The sequence below is a fragment of the Hydrogenophaga sp. T66 genome, from assembly GCF_057219855.1.
This window is the reverse complement of the sequence record NZ_JBXVVX010000002.1, coordinates 697,050-718,182: the sequence shown is the minus strand read 5'-3', so window position 1 is coordinate 718,182 and position 21,133 is coordinate 697,050. Positions and strand designations below refer to the sequence as shown.

Sequence of the window (21,133 nt, the reverse complement as noted above, 5' to 3'; positions counted from 1 at the left end):
TCGGGGGGCAGCGACCCGCGCAGCGGCGGAGCGTGGGGGCCGTCAACTCCGCGTGGGAATGCGCGCCACCACCCACACGCCGACCAGCGCGGCCACCAGCACCACGGCGAGCAGCACGGGCTGTTCGCGCAGGCCCCAGGCGGAAATGCCCACCATCACGAGCATGGTGCCTTGGGCGATGCGCTTGGTCTGCCGCGTGAGGCTGCGGTGCGCCTCCCAGTCGCGCACCATGGGGCCGAACAGCCGGTGGGCGCGCAGCCAGGCGTGCAGCCGGGGCGAGGCCTTGGCGTAGCAGGCCGCGGCGAGCAGCACGAACGGGGTGGTGGGCAGACCCGGCAGCACCACGCCCAAGATGCCCAGACCCAGCGACACCGTCCCGGCCAGCCAGAGCAGCCAGCGCAGGGCGCGGGGGGTGTTGTCGGGGGAGGGCATGTGGCGGCCATGATAGCCAGAGCGCCCCGTGCCCCGTGTGCTCAGGCGGCCGGGCCGATGGTGAGTGACACACTCCCCACGCCGTCGACGTGGCCGTGCAGCCGGTCCCCGCTGACCACGGCCCCCACACCTTCGGGCGTGCCCGTGTAGATCAGATCGCCGGGCTGCAGGTGGTAGAAGCGCGAGAGGTCCTCGAGGATCTCGGGGATGTTCCAGATCAGGCGGTCGACGTCGGACCGCTGCCGGGTCTGGCCATTGACCTGCAACTCAATCGCGCCGCGCTCGATGACCACGCCGGGCCGGGGCACGATCTCGCTGCACACCGAGCCGTGCTCGATGTCCTTGCCGAGGTCCCAGGGGCGTCCCTTGTCGCGCGCCACGAGTTGCAGATCGCGGCGCGTCATGTCCAGCCCGGCGGCGTAGCCGTAAATCAGCGCGTGTGCATCGGCCGCGGGAACCCGAAAGCCGGCGCGGCCAATGGCCACCACCAGCTCCATCTCGAAGTGGTAGTTGCCGGTCTCGCTCGGGTAGGGCACGGTGGCGCCCGACGGCGTGAGGGTGGTGAGCGACTTGGTGAAGTAGAACGGCCGCTCGACCGATTTGTCGACCGGCTTGCCCATCTCGATGGCGTGGGCGTGGTAGTTGCGCCCGACGAAGAACAGGCGGCGCACGGGAAACAGCGCGGTCTCGCCACGGACGGGCAGGGCGGCGACGGGGGGCGGATCGAAGAGGTAGGCGGTCATGGGTGTCAGGGCATCGCGGGTTGTTGGTCAGGGCGCACTTCGTAGACGCCGAGCTTGCGGTGCAGCGGGGATTCGTCGGCGATGAACAGGAACGCGGGCGCGCTGGCCGAAGCGTTGACCAGCGTGGTTGGCGTGTAGCCAGGGATGCAGCAGGTGTCGGCTTCCTGCAGGTCGAAGTCGTGGCCGGCCGCGCTCACGCGCGCCCGGCCTTCGATGGCGTGGTACACGCAGGCCGGCGAGCGCGCGGGCAGCGTGAGCGTCTGGCCCGGGCGCAGCAGGAGCGCGTGAAAGCCCAGCACGTTCTCGGCGTCTTCGCCGGTCTCGGGGTTGGTGTAGGTGAGCTGCACAGGGGTCTGGTCGGGCCGGTCGGCGGCCATCGCCAGCAGCGCGGCCTTGGCCTCGGCCCAGGGGTAGCGCAGCATCGGGTAGCGCTGGCCGCTTCGGCCGAACACCGGCGTGGGCACCAGGCCACCGTGGGCATAGACCTGATCGCCGCGGCCGGGCCTGACCTCCTGGCGACCGCCGTTGAGGTGGTAGCTCACCTCCAGGTAGTACATGAGCGGCAGGTCCAACACGTCGAGCCAGATGACCGGCTCGGAGCCGTCGTGGCCGTGTTCGTGCCAGCGGCCGGTGGGCGTGAGGATCAGGTCGCCGCGGCTCATGGGGCATTTCTCGCCATCCACCGTGGTCCAGGCGCCCTCGCCTTCGACCACCATGCGCACCGCGTTGGGCGTGTGGCGGTGGCTGGGCGCCCACTCGCCGGGCAGCAGCAGCTGCATGCCCAGGTACAGCGCAGCACTGGCCTGCATCTTCTCCAGCGTGTGGCCCGGGTTGGCCAGCACCAGCACGCGCCGCTCGGCCTTCTCGATCGGCGTGAGCTCGCCGGCTTGCAGCAGCAGCGGCTTGATGTCCGCATAGGCCCAGTGGGTGGGTTTCGTCTGGCGGGTGGGAATCTGCGGCGGCAGCACGCCGCGCAGGCTGGGCCACAGTGGCACCAGGTTGCGCTCGCGCAGCGCGGCGACGTAGTCGGCGGGCAGGTCTTCAAGGCGGCCGAGGTCGTTCATGCGGGTCTCCTTGGGTTCAGGCCGGGGCCAGGCAGCGTTCCACCGTCCAGCCGTACAGCCATTCGACGGCATCGTAGAAGCGCTCCGGGCTGCGCCCGCGCCAGAGGTCGTTGCGCACCAGCCGCTCCACGCCTTTGGCGTGGTACAGGCGCCCCATCTCCCGCGACGAGAGCACGATGCGTGCGGTGCGCGCGATGCGTGAGCGCTGGTACCGGTCGAGCGCGCGCTCGATGTCACCGCCATGCGCGCGCAAAGCCTCGCCCAGCGTCACCGCGTCCTCCATCGCCATGCACGCGCCTTGCGCCATGTATTGCGTCGTGGGGTGGGCCGCGTCACCCAGCAGCGTCACCCGGCCAAAGCTCCAGCGCTCCACCGGATCGCGATCGGCCGTGGCCCAGCGCTTCCAGCTTTTGGGCAATTCGATGAGCTGGCGCGCCTGCGGACAGATGCCCTGGAAGTAGCTCTCCACCTCGTCGCGGCTGCCGTCGCGCACGCCCCATTCCTCGGTCTCGCGGCTGTGGAAGGTGACAACCACGTTGTACTGCTCGCCGCCGCGCAGCGGGTAATGGACCAGGTGGCAGTTCGGGCCGGCCCACAGGCTGGCGGCGTTCCACCGCAGGTCCTCGGGGAAATCGGCCTTGTCGACCACCGCGCGATACACCACGTGGCCCGTCACGCGCGCCGGGTCGCCGACGAAGCATTGCCGCACCACCGACTTCACCCCGTCGGCGCCGATCAGCGCGACGCCGCGGTGCGTGTCGCCACGCTGGTCCGTCACGACCACGCCCGCCGCGTCCTGCTCGATGCGCTCCACCCGCGTGCCGGTCAGGAAGCGCACGCGGTCGCTGGCCCGCGCGCCTTCCAGCAGCGACAGATGGGCGTCGGCGCGGTGGATCACGGCGTAGGGATTGCCGAAGCGCTGGCGGAACGCCTCGCCCGTGGGCAGGCGACCCACGGTCTGCCCGTCGACCGCGTCGGTCATCACCAGTTCGTCGACGTACACCGCCCGCGCGCGTGCCGCGTCACCCACGCCCAGCGCATCAAACGCGGCAAACGCGTTCGGCCCGAGCTGCATGCCCGCGCCGATCTCGCCGATCTCGGCGGCCTGCTCCAGCACCGTCACCGCATGACCCTGGCGCGAAAGCGCCAGCGCCGCCGCCAGACCGCCGATGCCGCCGCCCGCCACGATGAAGGGCGCGGTGGTTGCCGTGTCCATGCCTGTCTCCTCGCCCGCTGCCGTTTCGCGGGTGTGCATATGATAAGTATGCTCATCATATGCCCGGTGCTAGCATCCTGTCCATCCCCCGCCGCCCGCCCATGAGCCGCCGTTCGCCGCCCGACGTCCAGATTGACGACCAGCCCGGTCACCACATTCGCCGCCTGCACCAGATCTCCGTGGGTGTGTTCCTGCAGGAAGTGGGCGAACTGGGCGTCACGCCGGTGCAGTACGCGGCGCTGCAGACCGTTGCCAACCAGCCGGGCATCGACCAGCGCACGCTGGCCCGCCTGATCGCGCTCGACGCCTCCACCACCGGCGGCGTGGTCGACCGGCTCGAACAGCGCGGTGCGCTGGAGCGGCGCACGTCGCCCACCGACCGCCGCGCCCGCACACTCTGGCTCACCGACGCCGGCCGCGACGCGCTGCACAGCGCGGTGCCCGCCATGCTGCGCGCGCAAGAGCGCATCCTGGCCCCGCTCACGCCGCGGCAGCGTGAGCAGTTCATGAAGCTGCTGCGCACCCTGGTCGACGAAAACAACGACCTCAGCCGCGCGCCGAGCGACGCCGCTGTCCGCTGAGGTCGCGCGTTCCGTCCCCGGGGCGCGCGATTGGCGCCGGCCCGATGGCTGGCTATCATGCGCCGCACCGCCGGAGCCCCCTGTGACCGAGCCGCCAGACCTGAACCCCGCCTTCCTCGCGATGATCGAGAAGGGCGTCTCGCTCATCGTCAGCAGCGCCGGCCCCGACCTGGTGCCCAGCGTGATGCGGGCGGTGGGATCCCGGGTGGACGACGGCGGGCGCCGGATCACGGCCTACCTGTCGCGGTCCCAATCGACTACCCTGCTGCGCGACATCGCCCGCAGCGGCCGGCTGGCTGCCGTGTTCAGCCAGCCCAGCACCCACCTCACCCTGCAGCTCAAGAGCCGCCGCGTGCGTCTGCGCGAGGCCGACGCCTCCGACGCAGCACCGCTGGCGGCCTACCTGAGGTCCATGCAGGACGAGCTGGCCGCGCTCGGCTACCCGCGCGACCTCGCCACCGTGATGCTGGCGCATCGCCGGGACGATCTGGTGGCCGTTGAATTCCAGCCCGACGAGGCGTTTGACCAGACGCCGGGTCTGCGCGCGGGCGCGCGCGTGGGGGCCGCGTGAGCGCCTGGCAGCCGCCCGGGCTGGACGTGGCGGGCATGGACCTGGCGGGCATGGAGGAGGTGCGCCCGTGCCTGGAGGGACTGGTGCCGTCGATCATGGCCACCGTGGCGCCCGACGGCACGCCCAACGTGGCCTACCTGTCGCAGGTCTACCCGGTGGACGACGATCACGTGGCCCTGTCGTTCCAGTTCTTCAACAAGACCCGCCAGAACCTGCAGGCCAACCCGCGCTCCACCGTGCTGGTGCTTCACCCCTTCACCGCGCGCTACTACCGTTTTCATTTGCGGTTCGAGCGCACCGAGGCGCAGGGGCCCGTGTTCGAACGCATGAAGGCCCAGCTGGCCGGCATCGCTTCCCACGAGGGCATGGCCGAGGTGTTCCGGCTGCGCGGCGCCGATATCCACCGCGTCCTCGCCATCGAACGGCTGCCCCCCTCGCCGCCGCCCGAGTCCGCGGTGTCCCTGCCCCCGCCGCCGGCGCGACCGGACGCCCTCGCCTTGTTGCGGCGCAGCAGCCGCCGGCTGGGCGAAGCCTGCTCGCTCGATGCGCTGCTGCGTGCGGCCCTGGACACCCTTGCGGACGAGTGGGGCATCCGCCACGCCATGGTGCTCATCCACGACGCAGCCAGCGCGCGCCTCTACACGCTGGCCAGCCACGGCTACGCCCGCTCCGGTGTGGGCTCGGAGATCGCGGTGGGCGACGGCGTGGTGGGCGTGGCCGCGCGGGAGCGTGTGCCGATCCGCATCAACCACATGACCACCGCCCAGCGCTACAACCACGCCATGCGGCAGGGAGCGGGCGAGCCGCTGGGCGATCACATCCCGTACCCCGGCTTGCCGCAGCCACGCAGCCAGCTCGCGGTGCCGCTGCTGTCCGTCAACTGCCTGGTCGGTGTCCTCTTTGTCGAAAGCGACGAGGACATGCGGTTCAGCGGCGAGGACGAGGACCTGCTGGTGGCGCTGGGCGGCCACCTCGCCGCCGGGATCGATCTCATGCGCGAGGCCGACGCGCCGTGCGCCGACACCCTCCCGCCGGCGCCCGTGCCGCGGCCGCCGGCGCTGGAGCCGCTGCGCGTGCGGCGCTTCCGGCGCGACGACAGCGTGTTCGTCAACAACGCTTACCTGATCAAGGGTGTTGCCGGCGCCATCCTCTGGCGCCTCCTCAACGATCACGAGGCCGGGCGGCGCGATTTCACCAACCGCGAACTTCGCCTCGACAGCTCGCTCGGGCTGCCCGATGTGAGCGACAACCTCGAGGCGCGGCTGCTGCTGTTGCAGCGCCGGCTGGCCGAGCAATGCCCGCTGCTCGTGCTGCGCAAGACCGGCCGGGGATGCCTGCGCTTCGAGGCGGGTGCGCCGCTGGTGCTCGAAGACGTCGCCTGAATCAGGCCGTCACCAGCCCCGGCACCGGCGGCACCCCGAGATCGCGCGCCAGCCGCGCCCAGTCGCCCTCGTCCAGGCGCTCGCGGGCCACCCCCAGCATGGCTTCCCACGCCGCCGGCGGCGCCTTCGCCCGCATGTCGGCGAGCATCGCCGCCCGCTCCGGGGCGTTCATCGCGGGCAGCAGCCAGCGCGCGTAGGCCATCATTTCCTCGGGCGCGATGCTGGCCACCAGCGCGTCGTGCAGCGCGATCAGCTCCTCGTCCGTGTAGGCAGACCACAGCGCCGTGTTGTGGTCGGTCTCCTCGCGGTGCATGTGCTCGAGGTTTTCGCCCACCCACCGCGCCAGCCCGAGGTAGAGGGCCTGCTGCCCCCCGGCGCTGCGGTCCTCGCGCGCCCAGCGGTCCAGCGCCCCGACCAGCTGGTCCAGCGTCTCGTCGTGCGCCCGGTGCTCGCGCTGCGCGGCGTCGCAGACACCAGGGCAGCGCGTCTGCAGTGCCGGATGCAGAAAAGCGTCCTCGTGCAGCACGTGCCGCTGCATCAGCGTCAGCACACCTGCCACTTCGGTGGCGGTGCGCCGGCGTGCGCTGTCGTCGGCGGGGTCGGTCCGCCCGAGCGTGACGAGCGCGTGGGCGAGGGCCGCGCGCAGCGCTTTGTGGATGCCGGCGTAAGCGTTGAATCGGCCTTCGCCAGCGGCGATGGCCACATGGGCCAGTTCGGCGGGGTGGTGAATCATGGGGAACTCCTGGGTCAGCGGCCGGTGGCCGTCTTGGTGAACGGGCGACGCCCCGAATGGGCGTCTCTCCTCGGTTCCCCAGTATTCCCGCCAGCGCGTCAGGGCGCCGCTAAAACGCGCTTAAAGCGTTCCTAAAAAATGCTTAAACGGCCGCCGGCGTTGGGGCCCCCGGTTCAGTACCGTTCCTTGCGGCCGGTGAACATGGCCTTGATCAGCCGGGTGCGTTCCAGCCGGCCCATCACCAGGGCGGCCGCGGCGTGCAGCCCGGCGCACCAGAGCAACACCTCGGCCAGGCCTTCGTGCAACTCTTCGAGGGCTTCGTCGCCCCAGAAAGCGTCGGTCTCCTGCAGCCACCCGGTCAGGCCCAGTGCCAGGACCAGGCCCATCAGCGCCAGCATCATCACCGCGCCCAGCGGATTGTGGCCATCGTGGTGCGGGCTTTCGCCCCGCACCAGCGCCCCCACGTGGGCCCGCAGGCGCGCCGGCGTGGGGAACCAGTCGGCAAAGCGCGCATGGCGGCTGCCCACGACGCCCCACAGCAGGCGCAGGCCGACCAGCGCGCTGGCCGCGTACCCGGCCCAGCGGTGGGGGTCCTCGCCTTCTTCGAGCACAAAGCCGTTGAGCAGCACGCAGGCCACCAGCGACCAGTGAAAGACCCGCACGAACGGGTCCCACACGCGCACCGGCGCTGCGTGGTCGGGGGCGGTGCTCATTCGGACTTCAGCACGGCGCCGGTGGCCGGGTCGAAATAGATCTCGACCTTCTTGCCGGTCTTGTCGGTGCCATAGATCTCGTAGCAGTTGCCCTTGGTCACTTTGAAGGTGCGGATCTGGTAGCCCTGGTTTTTGAGATCCTGCTGGAAGGCGTCCTGGGGTTTCCATTGGTCTTTCGGCGCGGTGCAGGTGGGGCCGGCGAAGGCGCCGGTGGTGGCGCAGCCGAGGGCGATCAGCAGGGTGGAGACAGCGAGGGCTTTCATGGGGTTTCCTTGTCGTGGGTGGCCCACCGGGTGGTGGGTGCCCCGATTGCAAAGGCCCGACTTGAAACGAGCCTTAAAGCCGCCCCGGGATAATGTGACCATGGGAAACAAGCACCGCGTGGTCGTCGGCCTCAGCGGCGGGGTCGACTCCGCCGTGAGCGCGCACCTGCTCAAGCAGCAGGGGCACGAGGTCGTGGCGATCTTCATGAAAAACTGGGAGGACGACGACGACTCGGCCTACTGCTCCAGTCGCCAGGACTGGCTTGACGCCGCCAGCGTGGCCGACGTGCTGGGCATCGACATCGAGCACGTGAACTTCGCCGCCGAATACAAGGACCGCGTGTTCGCCGAGTTTCTGCGCGAGTACCAGGCGGGCCGCACGCCCAACCCCGACGTGCTGTGCAACGCCGAGATCAAGTTCAAGGCCTTCCTGGATCACGCCATGCGCCTGGGGGCCGAGAAGATCGCCACCGGCCACTACGCGCGGGTGCGCGAGCGCGGCGGGCGCGTCGAGTTGCTCAAGGGGCTGGACCCGCTGAAGGACCAGAGCTATTTCCTGCACCGGCTGAACCAGGCGCAGCTGGCCACGACGATGTTTCCGGTGGGCGAGCTGCCGAAAACCGAGGTGCGCCGCATCGCCGCCGAGATCGGTCTGCCGAATGCGAAGAAGAAGGACAGCACCGGCATCTGCTTCATCGGCGAGCGTCCGTTCCGCGAGTTTCTCAACCGCTACATCGCCAAGGAGCCCGGGCCGATCAAGGACGAGCGCGGTCGCGTGGTCGGCCAGCACCAGGGGTTGAGCTTCTACACGCTGGGTCAGCGGCAGGGGCTGGGCATTGGCGGGGTGAAGGCCCGGGGCGCGGCGCGCGGCGGCGGTGAGCACGCGCCGTGGTTTGTGGCGCGCAAGGATGTGGCGGCCAACACGCTGTGGGTGGTTCAGGGCCATGACCACCCGTGGCTGCTGTCGCCGCGGCTGCGCGCGCAGGACGTGAGCTGGGTCGCGGACGAGCCGCCGCGCGCGGGCGACCTGGGCGCCAAGACGCGCTACCGCCAGAGCGACGCGCCGTGCGTGTTCACGCCCGCGGCGGCGGCCGACGGCAGCCCGGGCTTCTCGCTGGCGTTTCGCGCGCCGCAATGGGCGGTGACGCCGGGTCAGAGCGCGGTGCTGTACGACGGCGAGGTGTGTCTGGGCGGTGGCGTGATCACCACCGATGCCGCCACGGCCGGCTGAGCTCGGCGCTGGCGGCGCAGGCGGCCTGGGCCGGGTTCCTCAGCGGCGGTTGAGCCGCGCGTGGATGCGCCGTGTGGTGCGCCAGACGGCCCACAACACCAGCGGCACCATCGCGCCGGCCGCGAGTTCCGGCTGGATCGGCAAGCCCAGCGACTTCGCGCCCTTGGCGGCGTAGAGCAGCAGGCTGATCACGTAGTACGAGATCGCCGCGATCGACAGGCCTTCCACGGTGGTTTGCAGTTGCAGCTGCAGTTCCTGTCCGCGGGTGAGCTGCGCGAGCAGTTGCTGGTTCTGGGCCTCGGTGACGATGTCCACGCGCGTGCGCAGCAGCGCGCTGGCGCGCGACACGCGCTCGGCCAGCGAGGCCAGCCGCCGTTCGGTGGCCGCCACAGTAGCGATCGCCGGCGAGAGCCGTCGCTGCATGAATTCGCCGATGGTCTGCGTGCCGGGAATCGGCTTTTCGCGCAGCTCGTGAATGCGTTGCGTGACCAGCGCGTCGTAGGCGCGCGTGGCGGCAAAGCGGTAGCTGTGTTCTGCGGTGGCGCGCTCGATGCCGGCGGCCAGGGCGACCAGCTGGTCGAGCAGGGCCTGTTCGCTGCTGCCCTTGTTCTCCAGGTCGGCGGTGATGGCCGCGAGCTGCGCCTCGGCCTGCGCCAGCAGTGGGCCCAGGGCCTTGGTCACCGGCAGGCCGCGCAGCGCCATCAGGCGGTAGGTTTCCAGTTCCAGGAGCCGCTGCGAAATGCGCCCGGCGCGGGTCTCGGTGGTGCCCGGCGGCGCCAGCACCAACATGCGTTCAAAACCGTCCGGCCGCAGGCGGAAGTCGGTCACGGCCCACGAGTGCCCACCGCCGAGCTGGGAGGCCACGACCATGCGGTCGCCGAACCAGCGCTGGGCCGGCTCCATGAGAGCGGCCTGCGCGGCGGGCGTGGCGTCGGGCAGCTCGGCGTGGATCATGACCATGCGGATGGCCGCCACCGTGCGCCCGGGGATGCGGCGCAGCCAGTCGGCCGACACGATGAGCCGCTCGAGCGCGGCCGGGTCGGCCCGGTCCAGCCGGGTGTCCTCGGGCAGCGAGGCCACGATCGAGTAGCGGGTGAATTCGGTGTGGCGCTCCCACTTCAGCGTGTGGGCGTCCAGCGACAGGCGCAGGAAGTTGCCCGAGAGGTCGCCGAGCGCCAGGCCGTCCTGCCCGGGGAGTTCGCGCAGGTGCGCCCACTCCTGCTCGCGGCTCACCCCCTCGTTGAGGACCGCCACGTACACCACCAGCGCCGGCAGGCGGATGCGCGCTGGCGGACGGGCGTGGACCTCGTTGTGCAGGGTTTCGCGCAACGCGTCGTCGGGCGGCAGGGCGGCGGAGGCCAGCGGGGCGAGGTCGGTCATGGCGGCGGCGCCGGCCATCAGGGCCGCAGCACCGAGGGATCGGTATACACCAGATCGAGCGGAAACCGTCGCCCGGCGAGGTGGTCCTCCAGGCAGCGCAGCACCAGCGGGCTGCGGTGGCGGGCCGCGCTGTCACGGATCTCCTGGGGCGTCATCCACAGCGTGCGCACGATGCCGTGGTCCAGCGCCCGGCCGGGTTCGGCTTCGCCGAGCGCGCCGCAGAAGGCCAGGCGCAGGTAGGTGATGTCCTCATCGCCGCGCTGGAAGCGGGAGAGGTACACGCCCACCAGCGCGGTGGGGGTGAACCGGTGGGCGGTTTCCTCCAGCGCCTCGCGCGCCACGCCATCGGCCGGGCTTTCCCCGGGGTCGAGGTGGCCGGCGGGGTTGTTCAGGCGCAGGCCTTCGGGGGTGTGTTCTTCGACCAGCAGATAGCGGCCGTCGCGCTCGATGACGGCCGCCACCGTCACGCTGGGTTTCCATCGGGTGTCCATCGACCCATTATGGGGTGGGCAAACCCGGGGCTGCGCCCCGCGCGACGCGGGACGGCTGCGCCTTTGGGGTATTCTTCCCCGCCATTGCCAACCCCCGCGAGCGAGGAGACCTTCATGTTGATCGGCGTACCCACCGAGACCACGGCGGGTGAGACCCGGGTGGCCGTCACGCCCGAGACGGCGAAGAAACTGGTGGCCCAAGGGCACACGGTGCGCGTGCAGTCGGGCGCCGGCCTGCGCGCCAGCGCCACCGACGAGGCCTACCGCGCCGCCGGCGCGGACATCACCGACGCCGCTGGCGCCTTCGGCGCCGACCTGGTGTTGAAGGTTCGCAGCCCCGCCGCGGACGAACTGCCCCACTTCAAGGCCGGCGCCACGCTGGTCGGCATGCTCAACCCGTTCGACGCCGACGGCCTGGCCCGGCTCGCCGCCGCCGGCCTCACCAGCTTCGCGCTGGAGGCGGCGCCGCGCACCACCCGCGCGCAGAGCATGGACGTGTTGTCCTCCCAGGCCAACATCGCCGGCTACAAGGCGGTGATGCTGGCCGCCAACGCCTACCCCAAGTTTTTCCCCATGCTCATGACCGCCGCCGGCACGGTCAAGGCCGCGCGGGTGGTGATCCTGGGCGTGGGCGTGGCGGGCCTGCAGGCGATCGCCACCGCCAAGCGGCTGGGCGCGGTCATCGAGGCCAGCGACGTGCGGCCGAGCGTGAAAGAGCAGGTCGAGTCGCTGGGCGGCAAGTTCATTGATGTGCCGTACGAGACCGCGGAAGAGAAAGAGGCGGCCGAGGGCGTGGGCGGTTACGCCCGGCCCATGCCGCCGAGCTGGCTCACGCGCCAGCAGGCCGAAGTGGCCAAGCGGGTCGCGCAGGCCGACGTGGTGATCTCCACCGCGCTGATTCCCGGCCGCGCCGCGCCCACGCTGATCACCGAAGACATGGTCAAGAGCATGAAGCCGGGCTCGGTGATCGTGGACATCGCCGCCGGCAAGGGCCCGGGCGGCGTGGGCGGCAACTGCCCGCTGACCGAAGCCGACCGGACCGTGGTGAAGCATGGCGTCACGCTGATCGGCGAGACCAACCTGCCGGCGCTGGTGGCCGCCGATGCCTCCGCGCTCTACGCCCGCAACGTGCTGGATTTCCTCAAGCTGGTTTGCCCCAAGGACGCCACCGCCGTGCAGGTGCCCCTGGACGACGACATCGTCGTGGCCTGTCTCATGACCCAAGCCGGTGAAGTCAAAAGGAAGTGACATGGAAGCCGTTTCCCCGACCCTCATCAACCTCATCATCTTCGTGCTGGCCATCTACGTGGGCTACCACGTGGTGTGGAACGTCACGCCCGCGCTGCACACGCCGCTCATGGCGGTGACCAACGCCGTGTCGGCCATCGTGATCGTGGGCGCCATGCTGGCGGCCGCGCTCACCGAAACGCCGCTGGGCAAGACCATGGGCGTGCTGGCCGTGGCCCTGGCCGCGGTCAACGTGTTCGGCGGCTTCCTGGTCACCCGGCGCATGCTGGAGATGTTCAAGAAAAAAGAACGCAAGGCACCGGCCGCCGGGGGTGACGCCAAATGAGCATGAACCTCGTCGTTCTTCTGTACCTGATCGCCTCGGTCTGTTTCATTCAGGCGCTCAAGGGCCTGTCGCACCCGACGACTTCGATCCGCGGCAACGTCTTCGGCATGACGGGCATGGCGATCGCCGTGCTCACCACCGCCGCGCTGATCGTCCAGCTCTCCGGCGGCCAGGCCGAGGGCATGGTCTATGTGCTGGGTGGTCTGGTGGTGGGCGGTGTGGCCGGTGCGGTCATGGCCAACCGCGTCGAGATGACCAAGATGCCCGAGCTGGTGGCGTTCATGCACAGCATGATCGGTCTGGCCGCGGTGTTCATCGCCGTGGCCGCGGTGGCCGAGCCCTGGGCGTTCGGCATTGCCGCCAAAGGCACGCCGATCCCCTTCGGCAACAAGATCGAGCTGTTCCTCGGCGCAGCGATCGGCGCCATCACCTTCAGCGGCTCGGTGATCGCCTTCGGCAAACTCAGCGGCAAGTACAAGTTCCGCCTGTTCCAGGGCGCGCCGGTGGTTTTTTCCGGCCAGCACATGCTCAACCTCGTGCTGGGCCTCGTCACCATCGGCCTGGGCGTGTTTTTCGCGTTCACCGAGAACTGGACCGCGTTCTTCGTGATGGTGGCGCTGAGCTTCGTGCTGGGCGTGCTGATCATCATCCCCATCGGCGGCGCCGACATGCCGGTGGTGGTGTCCATGCTCAACAGCTACTCGGGCTGGGCGGCGGCGGGCATCGGCTTCTCGCTCAACAACAGCATGCTGATCATCGCCGGCTCGCTGGTGGGCAGCTCGGGCGCGATCCTGAGCTACATCATGTGCAAGGCGATGAACCGCTCGTTCCTCAACGTGATCCTGGGTGGTTTCGGGGGCGATGCCGGCGCGGCGGCGGCCGGAGGCGGTGTGCAGCGCACGGCCAAGAGCGGCAGCGCCGACGATGCGGCCTTCATCCTGGGCAACGCCGAGACGGTGGTCATCGTGCCGGGTTACGGCCTGGCCGTGGCGCGCGCGCAGCACGCGGTCAAGGAACTCGCCCACAAGCTCACCGAAAAAGGCATCACGGTGAAGTACGCCATCCACCCGGTGGCTGGCCGCATGCCGGGCCACATGAACGTGCTGCTGGCCGAGGCTGAGGTGCCGTACGACCAGGTGTTCGAGATGGAGGACATCAACGGCGAGTTCGGCCAGGCCGACGTGGCCATCATCCTGGGTGCCAACGACGTGGTGAACCCGGCGGCGCTGCAGAAGGGCTCGCCGATCTACGGCATGCCGATCCTGGAGGCTTACAAGGCCAAGACGGTGATCGTGAACAAGCGTTCCATGGCCGCCGGATACGCCGGTCTGGACAACGAGCTGTTCTACATGGACAAGACCATGATGGTCTTCGGCGATGCGAAGAAGGTGGTCGAGGACATGACCAAGGCCATCGAGTGACGCGCGCCTGACCCGTCGCTTGCACCCGAAGCCGGCCCTGGGCCGGCTTTCTTTTTTGTAGCGGCATCGGCCCGCTGTTGCGGCGCTGCGGTCGTTCCGTCAGAGTCGCGTCAGGGAAAGACACGAGAGCGGCCGCCCGGTCGTCCGGAGAGAATGCGCGCTGTTTGCCGATTCGAGGAGATGAACCGCATGAACGCCGCCACCGCCGACCGTCCCTGGCTGTCCGCCTACCCCGAGGGCGTCCCCGCCGACATCGATGTGTCGCAGTACCGCTCCCTGGTCCATTTGATGGAGGACAGCTTCCGCCGCTTCGGCAGCCGCCCGGCCTACAGCTTCATGGGCAAGGAACTGACCTACGCCCAGACCGACAGCCTGTCGCAGGCGCTGGCGGCCTACCTGCAGGGGCTGGGGCTGGTCAAGGGCGACCGCGTGGCGATCATGATGCCCAACGTGCCGCAGTACCCGGTGGCGGTGGCCGCCATCCTGCGCGCCGGCTTCGTGGTGGTGAACGTCAACCCGCTCTACACCGCCCGCGAGCTGGAGCACCAGCTCAAGGACTCGGGCGCCAAGGCGATCATCATCATCGAGAACTTCGCCCGCACGCTGCAGGAATGCATCGCCCACACGCCGGTGAAGCACGTCGTGCTGGCCGCCATGGGCGATCTGCTGGGCCTGCTCAAGGGCTCGCTGGTGAACTACGTGGTGCGCAACGTCAAGAAGATGGTGCCGGTCTTCGACCTGCCGGGCGCGGTGCGTTTCAACGACGCCATCGCCCGCGGCACCCGCGGCACCCTCAAGACCCCGCCGCTGGGCCATGACGACATGGCCGTGCTGCAGTACACCGGGGGCACCACCGGCGTGAGCAAGGGCGCGGTGCTGCTGCATCGCAACATCATCGCCAACCTGCTGCAGTCCGAGGCCTGGAACGACCCGGTGATGAAGAAGGTGCCCGCCGGCGAACAGCCCACCAGCGTGTGCGCGCTGCCGCTCTATCACATCTTCGCCTTCACGGTGAACATGATGCTGGGCCTGCGCGTGGGCGGCAAAACCATCCTCATTCCCAACCCGCGTGACCTGCCCGCGGTGCTCAAAGAATTGTCCAAACACCGCTTCCACAGCTTCCCCGCGGTCAACACCCTGTTCAACGGTCTGGCCAACCACCCGGACTTCGCCACCGTGGACTGGAGCCACCTGAAGGTGTCGGTGGGCGGTGGCATGGCGGTGCAGGGCGCGGTGGCGCAACGATGGCTGGAGAAGACCGGCTGCCCGATCTGCGAGGGCTACGGTCTGTCGGAGACCAGCCCGTCGGCCAGCTGCAACCCGACCACCAGCACGGCCTACACCGGCACGATCGGCGTGCCGCTGCCGGGCACGCGCATGAAATGCCTCGATGACGACGGCCGCGAGGTGCCGCTCGGCCAGCCGGGCGAGATCGCGATCCACGGACCGCAGGTCATGGCCGGTTACTGGCAGCGCCCGGACGAGACGGCCAAGGTCATGACCGCCGACGGCTGGTTCAAGACCGGCGACATCGGTGTGATGGACGAGCGCGGTTTCTTCAAGATCGTGGACCGCAAGAAGGACATGGTGCTGGTCAGCGGCTTCAACGTGTATCCCAACGAGGTCGAGGACGTCGTGGCGCAGCTGCCGGGTGTGCTGGAGTGCGCGGTGGTGGGGGTGCCCGATGAGAAGTCGGGCGAGGCGGTGAAGCTGGTCATCGTCAAGAAAGACCCGGCGCTCACCGAGGCGCAGGTGCGCGACTACTGCAAGGCCCACCTCACCGGCTACAAGCAGCCCAAGGTGGTCGAGTTCCGCGCCGAACTGCCCAAGACACCGGTGGGCAAGATCCTGCGCCGCGAACTGCGCGACGCGAAGTGATGCCGCTCGCAGGGAGGCGACGCCCGTGACCCTCGCCCTCGTCAGCGCGCTGCCCGACGAACTGGCCGGGGTGATGCTGGCCCTGCAGGCGGGCGGTGCCCGCGCCGAGCGCGTGGGCCCACGCACCTTCCACCGCGGCACGCTGCACGGCCAGCCGGTGGTGGCGGTGCTCAGCGGCATCGGCAAGGTCGCCGCCGCCACCACGGCCACGCTGCTGATCGAGCGCTTCGGCGCCAGCGCCATCGTGTTCACCGGGCTGGCCGGGGGCCTGGGCGAGGGGGTGCGGGTCGGCGACGTGGTGGTGGCCACCGAGCTGCTGCAGCACGACATGAACGCCGAGCCGCTGTTTCCGCGCCACGAGGTGCCGGGCTATGGCCGCTCGCGTTTCGCCGCCGACGCGGCGCTCACCGCCCGGCTGCGCGATGCCAGCGCGCAGGCGCTGGCCGCGATCGCGCCTGCCGCCCGGGTGCACAGCGGCTTGCTGCTCAGCGGCGACCGCTTCGTCGCCACCGCCGCCGAGAGCGGGGCTTTGCGCGCGCGGCTCCCCGACGCGCTGGCGGTGGAAATGGAAGGCGCGGCCTTTGCCCAGGTCTGCCACGACCACGGCGTCCCGCTCGCGGTGGTGCGCACCGTGTCGGACCGCGCCGACGACGAGGCCCACGTGGATTTCCCGCGCTTTTTGCGCGAGGTGGCTAGCCGCTACAGCGAAGCGATTTTCGATCGCGTGCTGCGCGGCTGAGCCGGGCCCAGCCCGCGCACCGCAGCGCCGCAGCGCTTCACTTCAGCCAGCCGCGGCGGCGGAAGTACCACATCGGCACCAGCGCCGACAGCGCCATCAGCACCAGCGCGTACGGATAGCCCCATTTCTGGCTCAGTTCGGGCATGTACTGGAAGTTCATGCCGTAGAGGCTGGCCACCAGCGTGGGCGGCAGCAGCGCCACGCTGGCCACCGAGAAGATCTTGATGATCTTGTTCTGGTTGATGTTGATGAAGCCGACGGTGGCGTCCATCAGGAAGTTGATCTTGTCGAACAGGAAGGCGGTGTGGCCGTCCAGCGAATCGAGGTCGCGCAGGATCTGGCGCGCGTCCTCGAACTGCTCGGCACTCAGCAGGCGGCTGCGCATCATGAAGCTCACCGCGCGGCGCGTGTCCATCACGTTGCGGCGGATGCGGCCGGACATGTCCTCGTGGCGCGCGATGGCGGCCAGCACCTCGCCGGCCTTGTTGTCCGTCACCTCGCCGGCGAGCACCTGGCGGCTCACGTTTTCCAGGTCGTCGTAGATGTCCTCCAGCGTGTCGGCGCAGTACTCGGCGTCGGCGTCGAACAGCATCAGCAGCACGTCCTTGGCATCGTCGATCAGGCCTGGCAGGCGCCGCGCGCGCATGCGCAGCAGGCGGAACGACGGCACGTCCTCGTCGTGGATGGAGAACAGCACACCGCGGCTCTTGAGCTGGTCGTTGTGCTCGTTGAGGATGAAGGCCACGCGCACCGCGCGCGGGTCTTCCTCGTCGGCGATCAGAAAGTCGCTGCGGATGTGCAGGTCGCCGTTGTCCTCTTCAAAGAAGCGCGCGGATTCCTCGATGTCCTCGTCCATCGCGTCGTCGGGGATGGACAGGCCGAAGTGCTGCTTGACCCAGCGCCGCTCCTCGGGCGTGGGGGCTTCGAGATCGACCCAGATGGGCTTGAAGCGGGCCAGTTCTTCGAGCGACTCGATCTCTTCCTGGAAGAGCCGGCCGTTGGCCAGGGTGAAGACGTTGAGCATGGGAGGCTCCCGGCAAGGGGTCTGTCGTCAGTCGTGGGCGGGGCGGTGGGCGCTTTCAGCCGGCCGCCGGCCCGAACCGGTCAGGCCATCGCGGGGGCGGCTGAAAGCACGCAACTGGGGGGCGTGCTGTCCATGCGGAACTCCAGGGTGGGGATGGGCGGATTATGGCACCGCAGCATGGCTGGGCGGCACGGCATCCAGGCCGAAAAACGCCGCCAGTTCGTCCTTTCGGCGCCAGGCGTCGGCCTCGCCGAGTTCGATCAGGGCGTGGGTGAAGCCAGGCTCGAAGAGCAGGTAGCTGGCCAGCGCGGCGGCGCTGCCGGCCGCGCCGCGGCGGGTGTCGAGCGCGCCCAGGCCCACGAGGGTGTTGCGCGTGGAGGCGGGCAGCTCGCCGAGGTGCTTGCGTGCGAGTTCGTCCAGCGAAAAGCTGGGCTGGATCGCCAGCACCTCCACCGGCCGGTAGGGCAGCGCGCCGGCCAGTCCGGGCGGCAGCCTGGCGAGCGTCTGGCTGACGCGCAGGGTCTGCTCCACGTCGGATTGGAGGGTGTCGTGGAACACGCTGGCCATGGCGTGGCCGGCGATCGTGCCGGCGGTGGGCAGGCCGCTGGTGCGGGCGGCCATGCCGGCGCGCTGCGGCTGCCCCACGCCGATGACCAGGATGCGGCGGGCACCGAACTGGATGGCGGGCGACAGGGGCGAGAGCTGGCGCATGGAGCCGTCGCCGAAGTGTTCCTGGTGGCCTTCAACCCACAGCGGCACGGACGGGAAGAGGAACGGGATGGCGCTGGAGGCCATCAGGTGTTCGATGGTGATCGGCTGGAAATCGGCGCGCCGCCCGGGCCGGTGCCACGGGCGCAGCGGGTGGCCGGGGCGCGTCTGGCAGAAGGTCCAGTGTTCCCCGGTGGTGTAGCTGGAGGCGGTCACGCCCAGGGCTTGCAGCCGCCCGCCGGTCAGCGCGGCTTCCAGCCGCTGCAGGTCGATGCCGCGGTGCAGTGTGTCCACCAGCGGCAGGGTGTCGAGCAGGGCGCGGTGGCGGCGCACCTGACGCGCCAGCGTCCAGCCGGCGACCAGCCGGTTGGCGCGCACCCAGCCCGGCGCGTCGAGGCGGTACACGTCGTGCGAGCGCAGGCGGCCCCAGAACGCGGCCAGCCGCTCCAGCGCGGGCAGGCCTTCGTCGGCCAGGCTGGCGAGGTAGGTGGCGTTGAGCGCGCCGGCCGAGGTGCCGAACAGCCAGCGGAACGGAAAGGGTGCCGTGGGCGCGCCCGGGCGCTGGCTGCCCAGCAGCCGCGCCACCGCGCGCATCACGCCGGCCTGGTAGGCGGTGCGCGCGCCGCCGCCCATCAGCACCAGCGCGCAGCCGTCCTCGTCGGGCAGCGGCGTGGCCGCGCTCAGGCTGTGGGTGATCACGGTGTCCAGCGACATGGGCAGGGGCGGGGGGATGTGATGGGCGAAAGCTATCACGTGTGGGCCGCCGATGGCGACCGCCGGCGCGCCGAAGGGGGCTGACCGGCACTGCGTCACGGGATGCGGCGGCGCGCCTTGCGCTGCCGCGCGATCGGGGGCATAGTGGGTTCAAGCCATCCCGTCGCCGCCGGATGGATTGCTCGCCGGCGGTATTCACCCACCGATGCCATAGGAGGCTCCCAGATGAACCTGACGATCAGCGGTCACCACCTCGAGGTCACCCCCGCTCTGCGCGGCTACGTCACCACCAAGCTCGAACGCATCTCCCGGCATTTCGACCAGGTGGTCGACATCAAGGTGCTGCTCACGGTGGACAACCTCAAGGAAAAGGACCTGCGCCAGCGCGCCGAGTGCAACATCCACGTCAAGGGCCGCGATCTGTTCGCGGAAAGCGCGCACGCCGACCTCTACGCCGCCGTCGATGAACTCGCCGACAAGCTCGACCGTCAGGTGTTGCGCTACAAAGACAAGACGCAGGACCACCACCACGCGGCGTCCAAGCGCCTGATGTGACATCCCGCACGCCGTGCGGGCCGCTGTGCCCCGCACGCGTGTTGCGCTGCAACAAGCCGCTTGCCTTGTCAAGCGGCTTTTTTGTGACCGCTCTCTGGCCCGTTTGACGCAGATGGGCATAATTTGCGGTCCGAAAGGGGCCTCATGAACCGACTATCTGCCATCTTGCCCGCCGCGCAAGTGCTCGTGAGCGTGGACGCCACCAGCAAAAAACGCGCGTTCGAAGAAGCGGGCTTGCTGTTCGAGACCCTGCATGGCCTCAACCGCGCCCTGATTACCGACAGCCTGTTCGCCCGCGAGCGGCTGGGCTCCACCGGCCTGGGCCACGGCGTGGCCATCCCGCACGGCCGCATCAAGGGCCTGAAACAGCCGCTGGCCGCGGTGTTCCAGCTGGCCAATCCGATCGGCTTTGACGCACCGGACGAGTTGCCGGTGCAGCTGATGATCTTCCTGCTGGTGCCTGAAGCGGCGACCCAGAAGCACCTGGAAATCCTCTCCGAGATTGCCGAGTTGCTCAGCGACAGCGCGCTGCGTGAGCGCATGAAGGCTTCGGTCGACGCGGCAGCCCTGCACGGCCTGATCGCCGCCTGGCAATCCGCCCACGCCGCCGCGTGACGCACCCGGGCTGCGCCACCGCGCGGGCCCGGTCTGAAAGGGTGCCCGCATGAAGCCCACCGTCGTCAGCGCCGATGTCCTGTTTGAGGACCACCGCGACACCCTCAAGTGGCAATGGGTCGCCGGGCTTGGCGCTTCCGAGCGCCGGTTCGACGAGGTCGCGGTCCGCGCCGCCCGCTCCGGCGCCGACCTCGTGGGTTACCTCAACTACATCCACCCCTATCGCCTGCAGGTGATCGGCGAGCGCGAGGTGGCCTACCTCACCAGCCCCAGCCCCGAGGACAACCGCCGCCGCGTGGCGCGCATCGTCACGCTCGAGCCGCCGGTGCTGGTGGTGGCCGATGACCAGCCCGCGCCCGACGAGCTGCTGGCGATGTGCGAGCGGGCGCAGATCCCGATGTTCGCCACGCGCGAGTCGGCCGCCTTCGTCATCGATGTGCTGCGCGCCTACCTCTCGCGCCACTTCGCCGACCGCTCCACCATGCACGGCGTGTTCATGGACATCCTGGGCATGGGCGTGCTGATCACGGGCGAGTCGGGCCTGGGCAAGAGCGAACTGGGGCTGGAGCTGATCTCGCGCGGCCACGGTCTGGTGGCCGACGACGCGGTGGACCTGTACCGCATCAACCAGACCAGCATCGAGGGCCGCTGTCCGGAGCTGCTGCAGAACCTGCTGGAGGTGCGCGGCATCGGCCTGCTCGACATCAAGGCCATCTTTGGCGAGACGGCGGTGCGGCGCAAGATGCGGCTGCAGCTCATCGTGCACCTGGTCCGCCGCGAGACCATGGAGCGCGACTATGAGCGCATGCCGTACGAGCCGCTTTACCAGGACGTGCTGGGCGTGCCCGTGCGCAAGGCAGTGATCCAGGTGGTGGCCGGCCGCAACATCGCCGTGCTGGTGGAGGCGGCGGTGCGCAACACCATCCTGCAGCTGCGCGGGATCGACACCTACCAGGAATTTGTCGCGCGCCACCGCGCCGCCATGTCGCGCGACGAATGAGCCGCCGCGCCCGGCGAGGGCGCGAACAGCGCCCGATTGGGCCGGGTTTTCCAGTCACCGCCCGGGCGGGCCGCGGGCATGATGCCAAGGTCCCCCTTTTTTCGGA

23 protein-coding genes are annotated in these 21,133 nt (G+C 69.8%); 12 read left to right on the top strand and 11 right to left on the bottom strand.

All coding sequences use genetic code 11. The annotated features are described in order from the left end of the window. Window positions 1-42 precede the first annotated feature (42 nt). The 4 genes from AC2D80_RS12340 to AC2D80_RS12325 are packed head-to-tail and all read right to left on the bottom strand — an operon-like array spanning window position 43 to window position 3,455. The gene (locus tag AC2D80_RS12340; protein ID WP_484633314.1) at window positions 43-432 is read right to left on the bottom strand and encodes a YbaN family protein; all 390 of its coding nucleotides are present in this window, start codon (window positions 430-432) and stop codon (window positions 43-45) included. A 41-nt stretch (window positions 433-473) separates the two neighbouring features. Beyond that, on the bottom strand, window positions 474-1,175 hold the full coding sequence (locus tag AC2D80_RS12335; protein ID WP_484633313.1) for a fumarylacetoacetate hydrolase family protein: 702 nt from the start codon (window positions 1,173-1,175) through the stop codon (window positions 474-476). Between the two features lie 5 nt (window positions 1,176-1,180). Continuing rightward, window positions 1,181-2,239, bottom strand: coding sequence for a cupin domain-containing protein (locus AC2D80_RS12330; RefSeq protein WP_484633312.1), 1,059 nt, complete (start codon window positions 2,237-2,239; stop codon window positions 1,181-1,183). Between the two features lie 16 nt (window positions 2,240-2,255). Then, window positions 2,256-3,455, bottom strand: a complete 1,200-nt coding sequence (locus AC2D80_RS12325; protein ID WP_484633311.1) for a 3-hydroxybenzoate 6-monooxygenase — start codon at window positions 3,453-3,455, stop codon at window positions 2,256-2,258. 101 nt (window positions 3,456-3,556) lie between these two features. Between AC2D80_RS12325 and AC2D80_RS12320 the strand changes: the two genes are divergently transcribed. From AC2D80_RS12320 to AC2D80_RS12310, 3 genes are all read left to right on the top strand, one after another. Continuing rightward, window positions 3,557-4,036 carry a MarR family winged helix-turn-helix transcriptional regulator gene (locus tag AC2D80_RS12320; RefSeq protein WP_484633310.1) on the top strand — a complete coding sequence of 160 codons (480 nt, stop codon included), beginning with the start codon at window positions 3,557-3,559 and terminating at the stop codon, window positions 4,034-4,036. 82 nt (window positions 4,037-4,118) lie between these two features. After that, window positions 4,119-4,607: a hypothetical protein gene (locus tag AC2D80_RS12315; protein WP_484633309.1), complete on the top strand. Its 489-nt coding sequence runs from the start codon at window positions 4,119-4,121 to the stop codon at window positions 4,605-4,607. After that, window positions 4,604-5,989, top strand: coding sequence for a GAF domain-containing protein (locus tag AC2D80_RS12310; protein ID WP_484633308.1), 1,386 nt, complete (start codon window positions 4,604-4,606; stop codon window positions 5,987-5,989). Before AC2D80_RS12315 ends, AC2D80_RS12310 begins: the two co-directional genes overlap by 4 nt. Window position 5,990: 1 nt before the next feature. On the opposite strand, the gene AC2D80_RS12305 is transcribed toward AC2D80_RS12310, so the two are convergent. The 3 genes from AC2D80_RS12305 to AC2D80_RS12295 form a co-directional block, all read right to left on the bottom strand. Beyond that, window positions 5,991-6,722, bottom strand: a complete 732-nt coding sequence (locus tag AC2D80_RS12305) for a hemerythrin domain-containing protein (protein WP_484633307.1) — start codon at window positions 6,720-6,722, stop codon at window positions 5,991-5,993. 173 nt (window positions 6,723-6,895) lie between these two features. Beyond that, window positions 6,896-7,435, bottom strand: a complete 540-nt coding sequence (locus AC2D80_RS12300; protein WP_484633306.1) for a cytochrome b/b6 domain-containing protein — start codon at window positions 7,433-7,435, stop codon at window positions 6,896-6,898. After that, window positions 7,432-7,698: a PepSY domain-containing protein gene (locus AC2D80_RS12295; protein ID WP_484633305.1), complete on the bottom strand. Its 267-nt coding sequence runs from the start codon at window positions 7,696-7,698 to the stop codon at window positions 7,432-7,434. The genes AC2D80_RS12300 and AC2D80_RS12295 overlap by 4 nt, the downstream gene beginning before the upstream one ends. Before the next feature lie 100 nt (window positions 7,699-7,798). Between AC2D80_RS12295 and mnmA the strand changes: the two genes are divergently transcribed. Then, complete coding sequence (mnmA, locus tag AC2D80_RS12290) at window positions 7,799-8,929, top strand: tRNA 2-thiouridine(34) synthase MnmA (protein WP_484633304.1); 1,131 nt, start codon at window positions 7,799-7,801, stop codon at window positions 8,927-8,929. Between the two features lie 39 nt (window positions 8,930-8,968). Here mnmA and AC2D80_RS12285 read toward each other — a convergent pair whose 3' ends face one another. Both AC2D80_RS12285 and AC2D80_RS12280 read right to left on the bottom strand, forming a co-directional pair. Then, window positions 8,969-10,309, bottom strand: a complete 1,341-nt coding sequence (locus tag AC2D80_RS12285; protein WP_484633303.1) for a DUF3422 family protein — start codon at window positions 10,307-10,309, stop codon at window positions 8,969-8,971. Window positions 10,310-10,326: 17 nt separating this feature from the next. Continuing rightward, window positions 10,327-10,800 carry an NUDIX hydrolase gene (locus AC2D80_RS12280; RefSeq protein WP_484633302.1) on the bottom strand — a complete coding sequence of 158 codons (474 nt, stop codon included), beginning with the start codon at window positions 10,798-10,800 and terminating at the stop codon, window positions 10,327-10,329. 114 nt (window positions 10,801-10,914) lie between these two features. On the opposite strand from AC2D80_RS12280, the gene AC2D80_RS12275 reads away from it, so the two are divergent. The 5 genes from AC2D80_RS12275 to AC2D80_RS12255 all read left to right on the top strand — a co-directional run bounded on the left by AC2D80_RS12275 (window position 10,915) and on the right by AC2D80_RS12255 (window position 16,411). Next, window positions 10,915-12,048 carry a Re/Si-specific NAD(P)(+) transhydrogenase subunit alpha gene (locus AC2D80_RS12275; RefSeq protein ID WP_484633301.1) on the top strand — a complete coding sequence of 378 codons (1,134 nt, stop codon included), beginning with the start codon at window positions 10,915-10,917 and terminating at the stop codon, window positions 12,046-12,048. Between the two features lies 1 nt (window position 12,049). Beyond that, the gene (locus tag AC2D80_RS12270) at window positions 12,050-12,373 is read left to right on the top strand and encodes an NAD(P) transhydrogenase subunit alpha part 2 (protein ID WP_484633300.1); all 324 of its coding nucleotides are present in this window, start codon (window positions 12,050-12,052) and stop codon (window positions 12,371-12,373) included. Further along, the gene (locus AC2D80_RS12265; RefSeq protein WP_484633299.1) at window positions 12,370-13,794 is read left to right on the top strand and encodes an NAD(P)(+) transhydrogenase (Re/Si-specific) subunit beta; all 1,425 of its coding nucleotides are present in this window, start codon (window positions 12,370-12,372) and stop codon (window positions 13,792-13,794) included. The genes AC2D80_RS12270 and AC2D80_RS12265 overlap by 4 nt, the downstream gene beginning before the upstream one ends. Window positions 13,795-13,983: 189 nt before the next feature. Continuing rightward, window positions 13,984-15,672 (top strand): long-chain-fatty-acid--CoA ligase, encoded by a 1,689-nt coding sequence (locus AC2D80_RS12260; protein WP_484633298.1) that lies wholly within the window; start codon window positions 13,984-13,986, stop codon window positions 15,670-15,672. Between the two features lie 25 nt (window positions 15,673-15,697). Beyond that, window positions 15,698-16,411 (top strand): 5'-methylthioadenosine/adenosylhomocysteine nucleosidase, encoded by a 714-nt coding sequence (locus tag AC2D80_RS12255; RefSeq protein WP_484633297.1) that lies wholly within the window; start codon window positions 15,698-15,700, stop codon window positions 16,409-16,411. Window positions 16,412-16,448: 37 nt separating this feature from the next. Here AC2D80_RS12255 and corA read toward each other — a convergent pair whose 3' ends face one another. Both corA and AC2D80_RS12245 read right to left on the bottom strand, forming a co-directional pair. After that, the gene (gene corA / locus AC2D80_RS12250; RefSeq protein ID WP_484633296.1) at window positions 16,449-17,435 is read right to left on the bottom strand and encodes a magnesium/cobalt transporter CorA; all 987 of its coding nucleotides are present in this window, start codon (window positions 17,433-17,435) and stop codon (window positions 16,449-16,451) included. A 162-nt stretch (window positions 17,436-17,597) separates the two neighbouring features. Beyond that, complete coding sequence (locus AC2D80_RS12245) at window positions 17,598-18,857, bottom strand: patatin-like phospholipase family protein (RefSeq protein WP_484633295.1); 1,260 nt, start codon at window positions 18,855-18,857, stop codon at window positions 17,598-17,600. A gap of 225 nt (window positions 18,858-19,082) precedes the next feature. Here AC2D80_RS12245 and hpf point away from each other — a divergent pair, with 225 nt between their 5' ends. The 3 genes from hpf to hprK all read left to right on the top strand — a co-directional run bounded on the left by hpf (window position 19,083) and on the right by hprK (window position 21,027). After that, window positions 19,083-19,412, top strand: coding sequence for a ribosome hibernation-promoting factor, HPF/YfiA family (gene hpf / locus AC2D80_RS12240; protein WP_484633294.1), 330 nt, complete (start codon window positions 19,083-19,085; stop codon window positions 19,410-19,412). A gap of 144 nt (window positions 19,413-19,556) precedes the next feature. Beyond that, on the top strand, window positions 19,557-20,027 hold the full coding sequence (locus AC2D80_RS12235; protein WP_484633293.1) for a PTS sugar transporter subunit IIA: 471 nt from the start codon (window positions 19,557-19,559) through the stop codon (window positions 20,025-20,027). Window positions 20,028-20,076: 49 nt separating this feature from the next. Further along, window positions 20,077-21,027, top strand: a complete 951-nt coding sequence (gene hprK / locus AC2D80_RS12230; RefSeq protein WP_484633292.1) for an HPr(Ser) kinase/phosphatase — start codon at window positions 20,077-20,079, stop codon at window positions 21,025-21,027. The last annotated feature ends 106 nt before the right edge of the window (window positions 21,028-21,133 follow it).

Coding starts and splice junctions, on each gene's coding strand:
- AC2D80_RS12245 (WP_484633295.1), bottom strand. CDS start 18,857: ATGTCGCTGGACACCGTGATCACCCACAGCCTGAGCGCGGCCACGCCG.
- AC2D80_RS12275 (WP_484633301.1), top strand. CDS start 10,915: ATGTTGATCGGCGTACCCACCGAGACCACGGCGGGTGAGACCCGGGTG.
- hprK (WP_484633292.1), top strand. CDS start 20,077: ATGAAGCCCACCGTCGTCAGCGCCGATGTCCTGTTTGAGGACCACCGC.
- AC2D80_RS12235 (WP_484633293.1), top strand. CDS start 19,557: ATGAACCGACTATCTGCCATCTTGCCCGCCGCGCAAGTGCTCGTGAGC.
- AC2D80_RS12330 (WP_484633312.1), bottom strand. CDS start 2,239: ATGAACGACCTCGGCCGCCTTGAAGACCTGCCCGCCGACTACGTCGCC.
- AC2D80_RS12335 (WP_484633313.1), bottom strand. CDS start 1,175: ATGACCGCCTACCTCTTCGATCCGCCCCCCGTCGCCGCCCTGCCCGTC.
- AC2D80_RS12285 (WP_484633303.1), bottom strand. CDS start 10,309: ATGACCGACCTCGCCCCGCTGGCCTCCGCCGCCCTGCCGCCCGACGAC.
- AC2D80_RS12305 (WP_484633307.1), bottom strand. CDS start 6,722: ATGATTCACCACCCCGCCGAACTGGCCCATGTGGCCATCGCCGCTGGC.
- AC2D80_RS12320 (WP_484633310.1), top strand. CDS start 3,557: ATGAGCCGCCGTTCGCCGCCCGACGTCCAGATTGACGACCAGCCCGGT.
- AC2D80_RS12270 (WP_484633300.1), top strand. CDS start 12,050: ATGGAAGCCGTTTCCCCGACCCTCATCAACCTCATCATCTTCGTGCTG.
- mnmA (WP_484633304.1), top strand. CDS start 7,799: ATGGGAAACAAGCACCGCGTGGTCGTCGGCCTCAGCGGCGGGGTCGAC.
- AC2D80_RS12280 (WP_484633302.1), bottom strand. CDS start 10,800: ATGGACACCCGATGGAAACCCAGCGTGACGGTGGCGGCCGTCATCGAG.
- AC2D80_RS12325 (WP_484633311.1), bottom strand. CDS start 3,455: ATGGACACGGCAACCACCGCGCCCTTCATCGTGGCGGGCGGCGGCATC.
- AC2D80_RS12340 (WP_484633314.1), bottom strand. CDS start 432: ATGCCCTCCCCCGACAACACCCCCCGCGCCCTGCGCTGGCTGCTCTGG.
- AC2D80_RS12260 (WP_484633298.1), top strand. CDS start 13,984: ATGAACGCCGCCACCGCCGACCGTCCCTGGCTGTCCGCCTACCCCGAG.
- AC2D80_RS12300 (WP_484633306.1), bottom strand. CDS start 7,435: ATGAGCACCGCCCCCGACCACGCAGCGCCGGTGCGCGTGTGGGACCCG.
- AC2D80_RS12295 (WP_484633305.1), bottom strand. CDS start 7,698: ATGAAAGCCCTCGCTGTCTCCACCCTGCTGATCGCCCTCGGCTGCGCC.
- corA (WP_484633296.1), bottom strand. CDS start 17,435: ATGCTCAACGTCTTCACCCTGGCCAACGGCCGGCTCTTCCAGGAAGAG.
- hpf (WP_484633294.1), top strand. CDS start 19,083: ATGAACCTGACGATCAGCGGTCACCACCTCGAGGTCACCCCCGCTCTG.
- AC2D80_RS12265 (WP_484633299.1), top strand. CDS start 12,370: ATGAGCATGAACCTCGTCGTTCTTCTGTACCTGATCGCCTCGGTCTGT.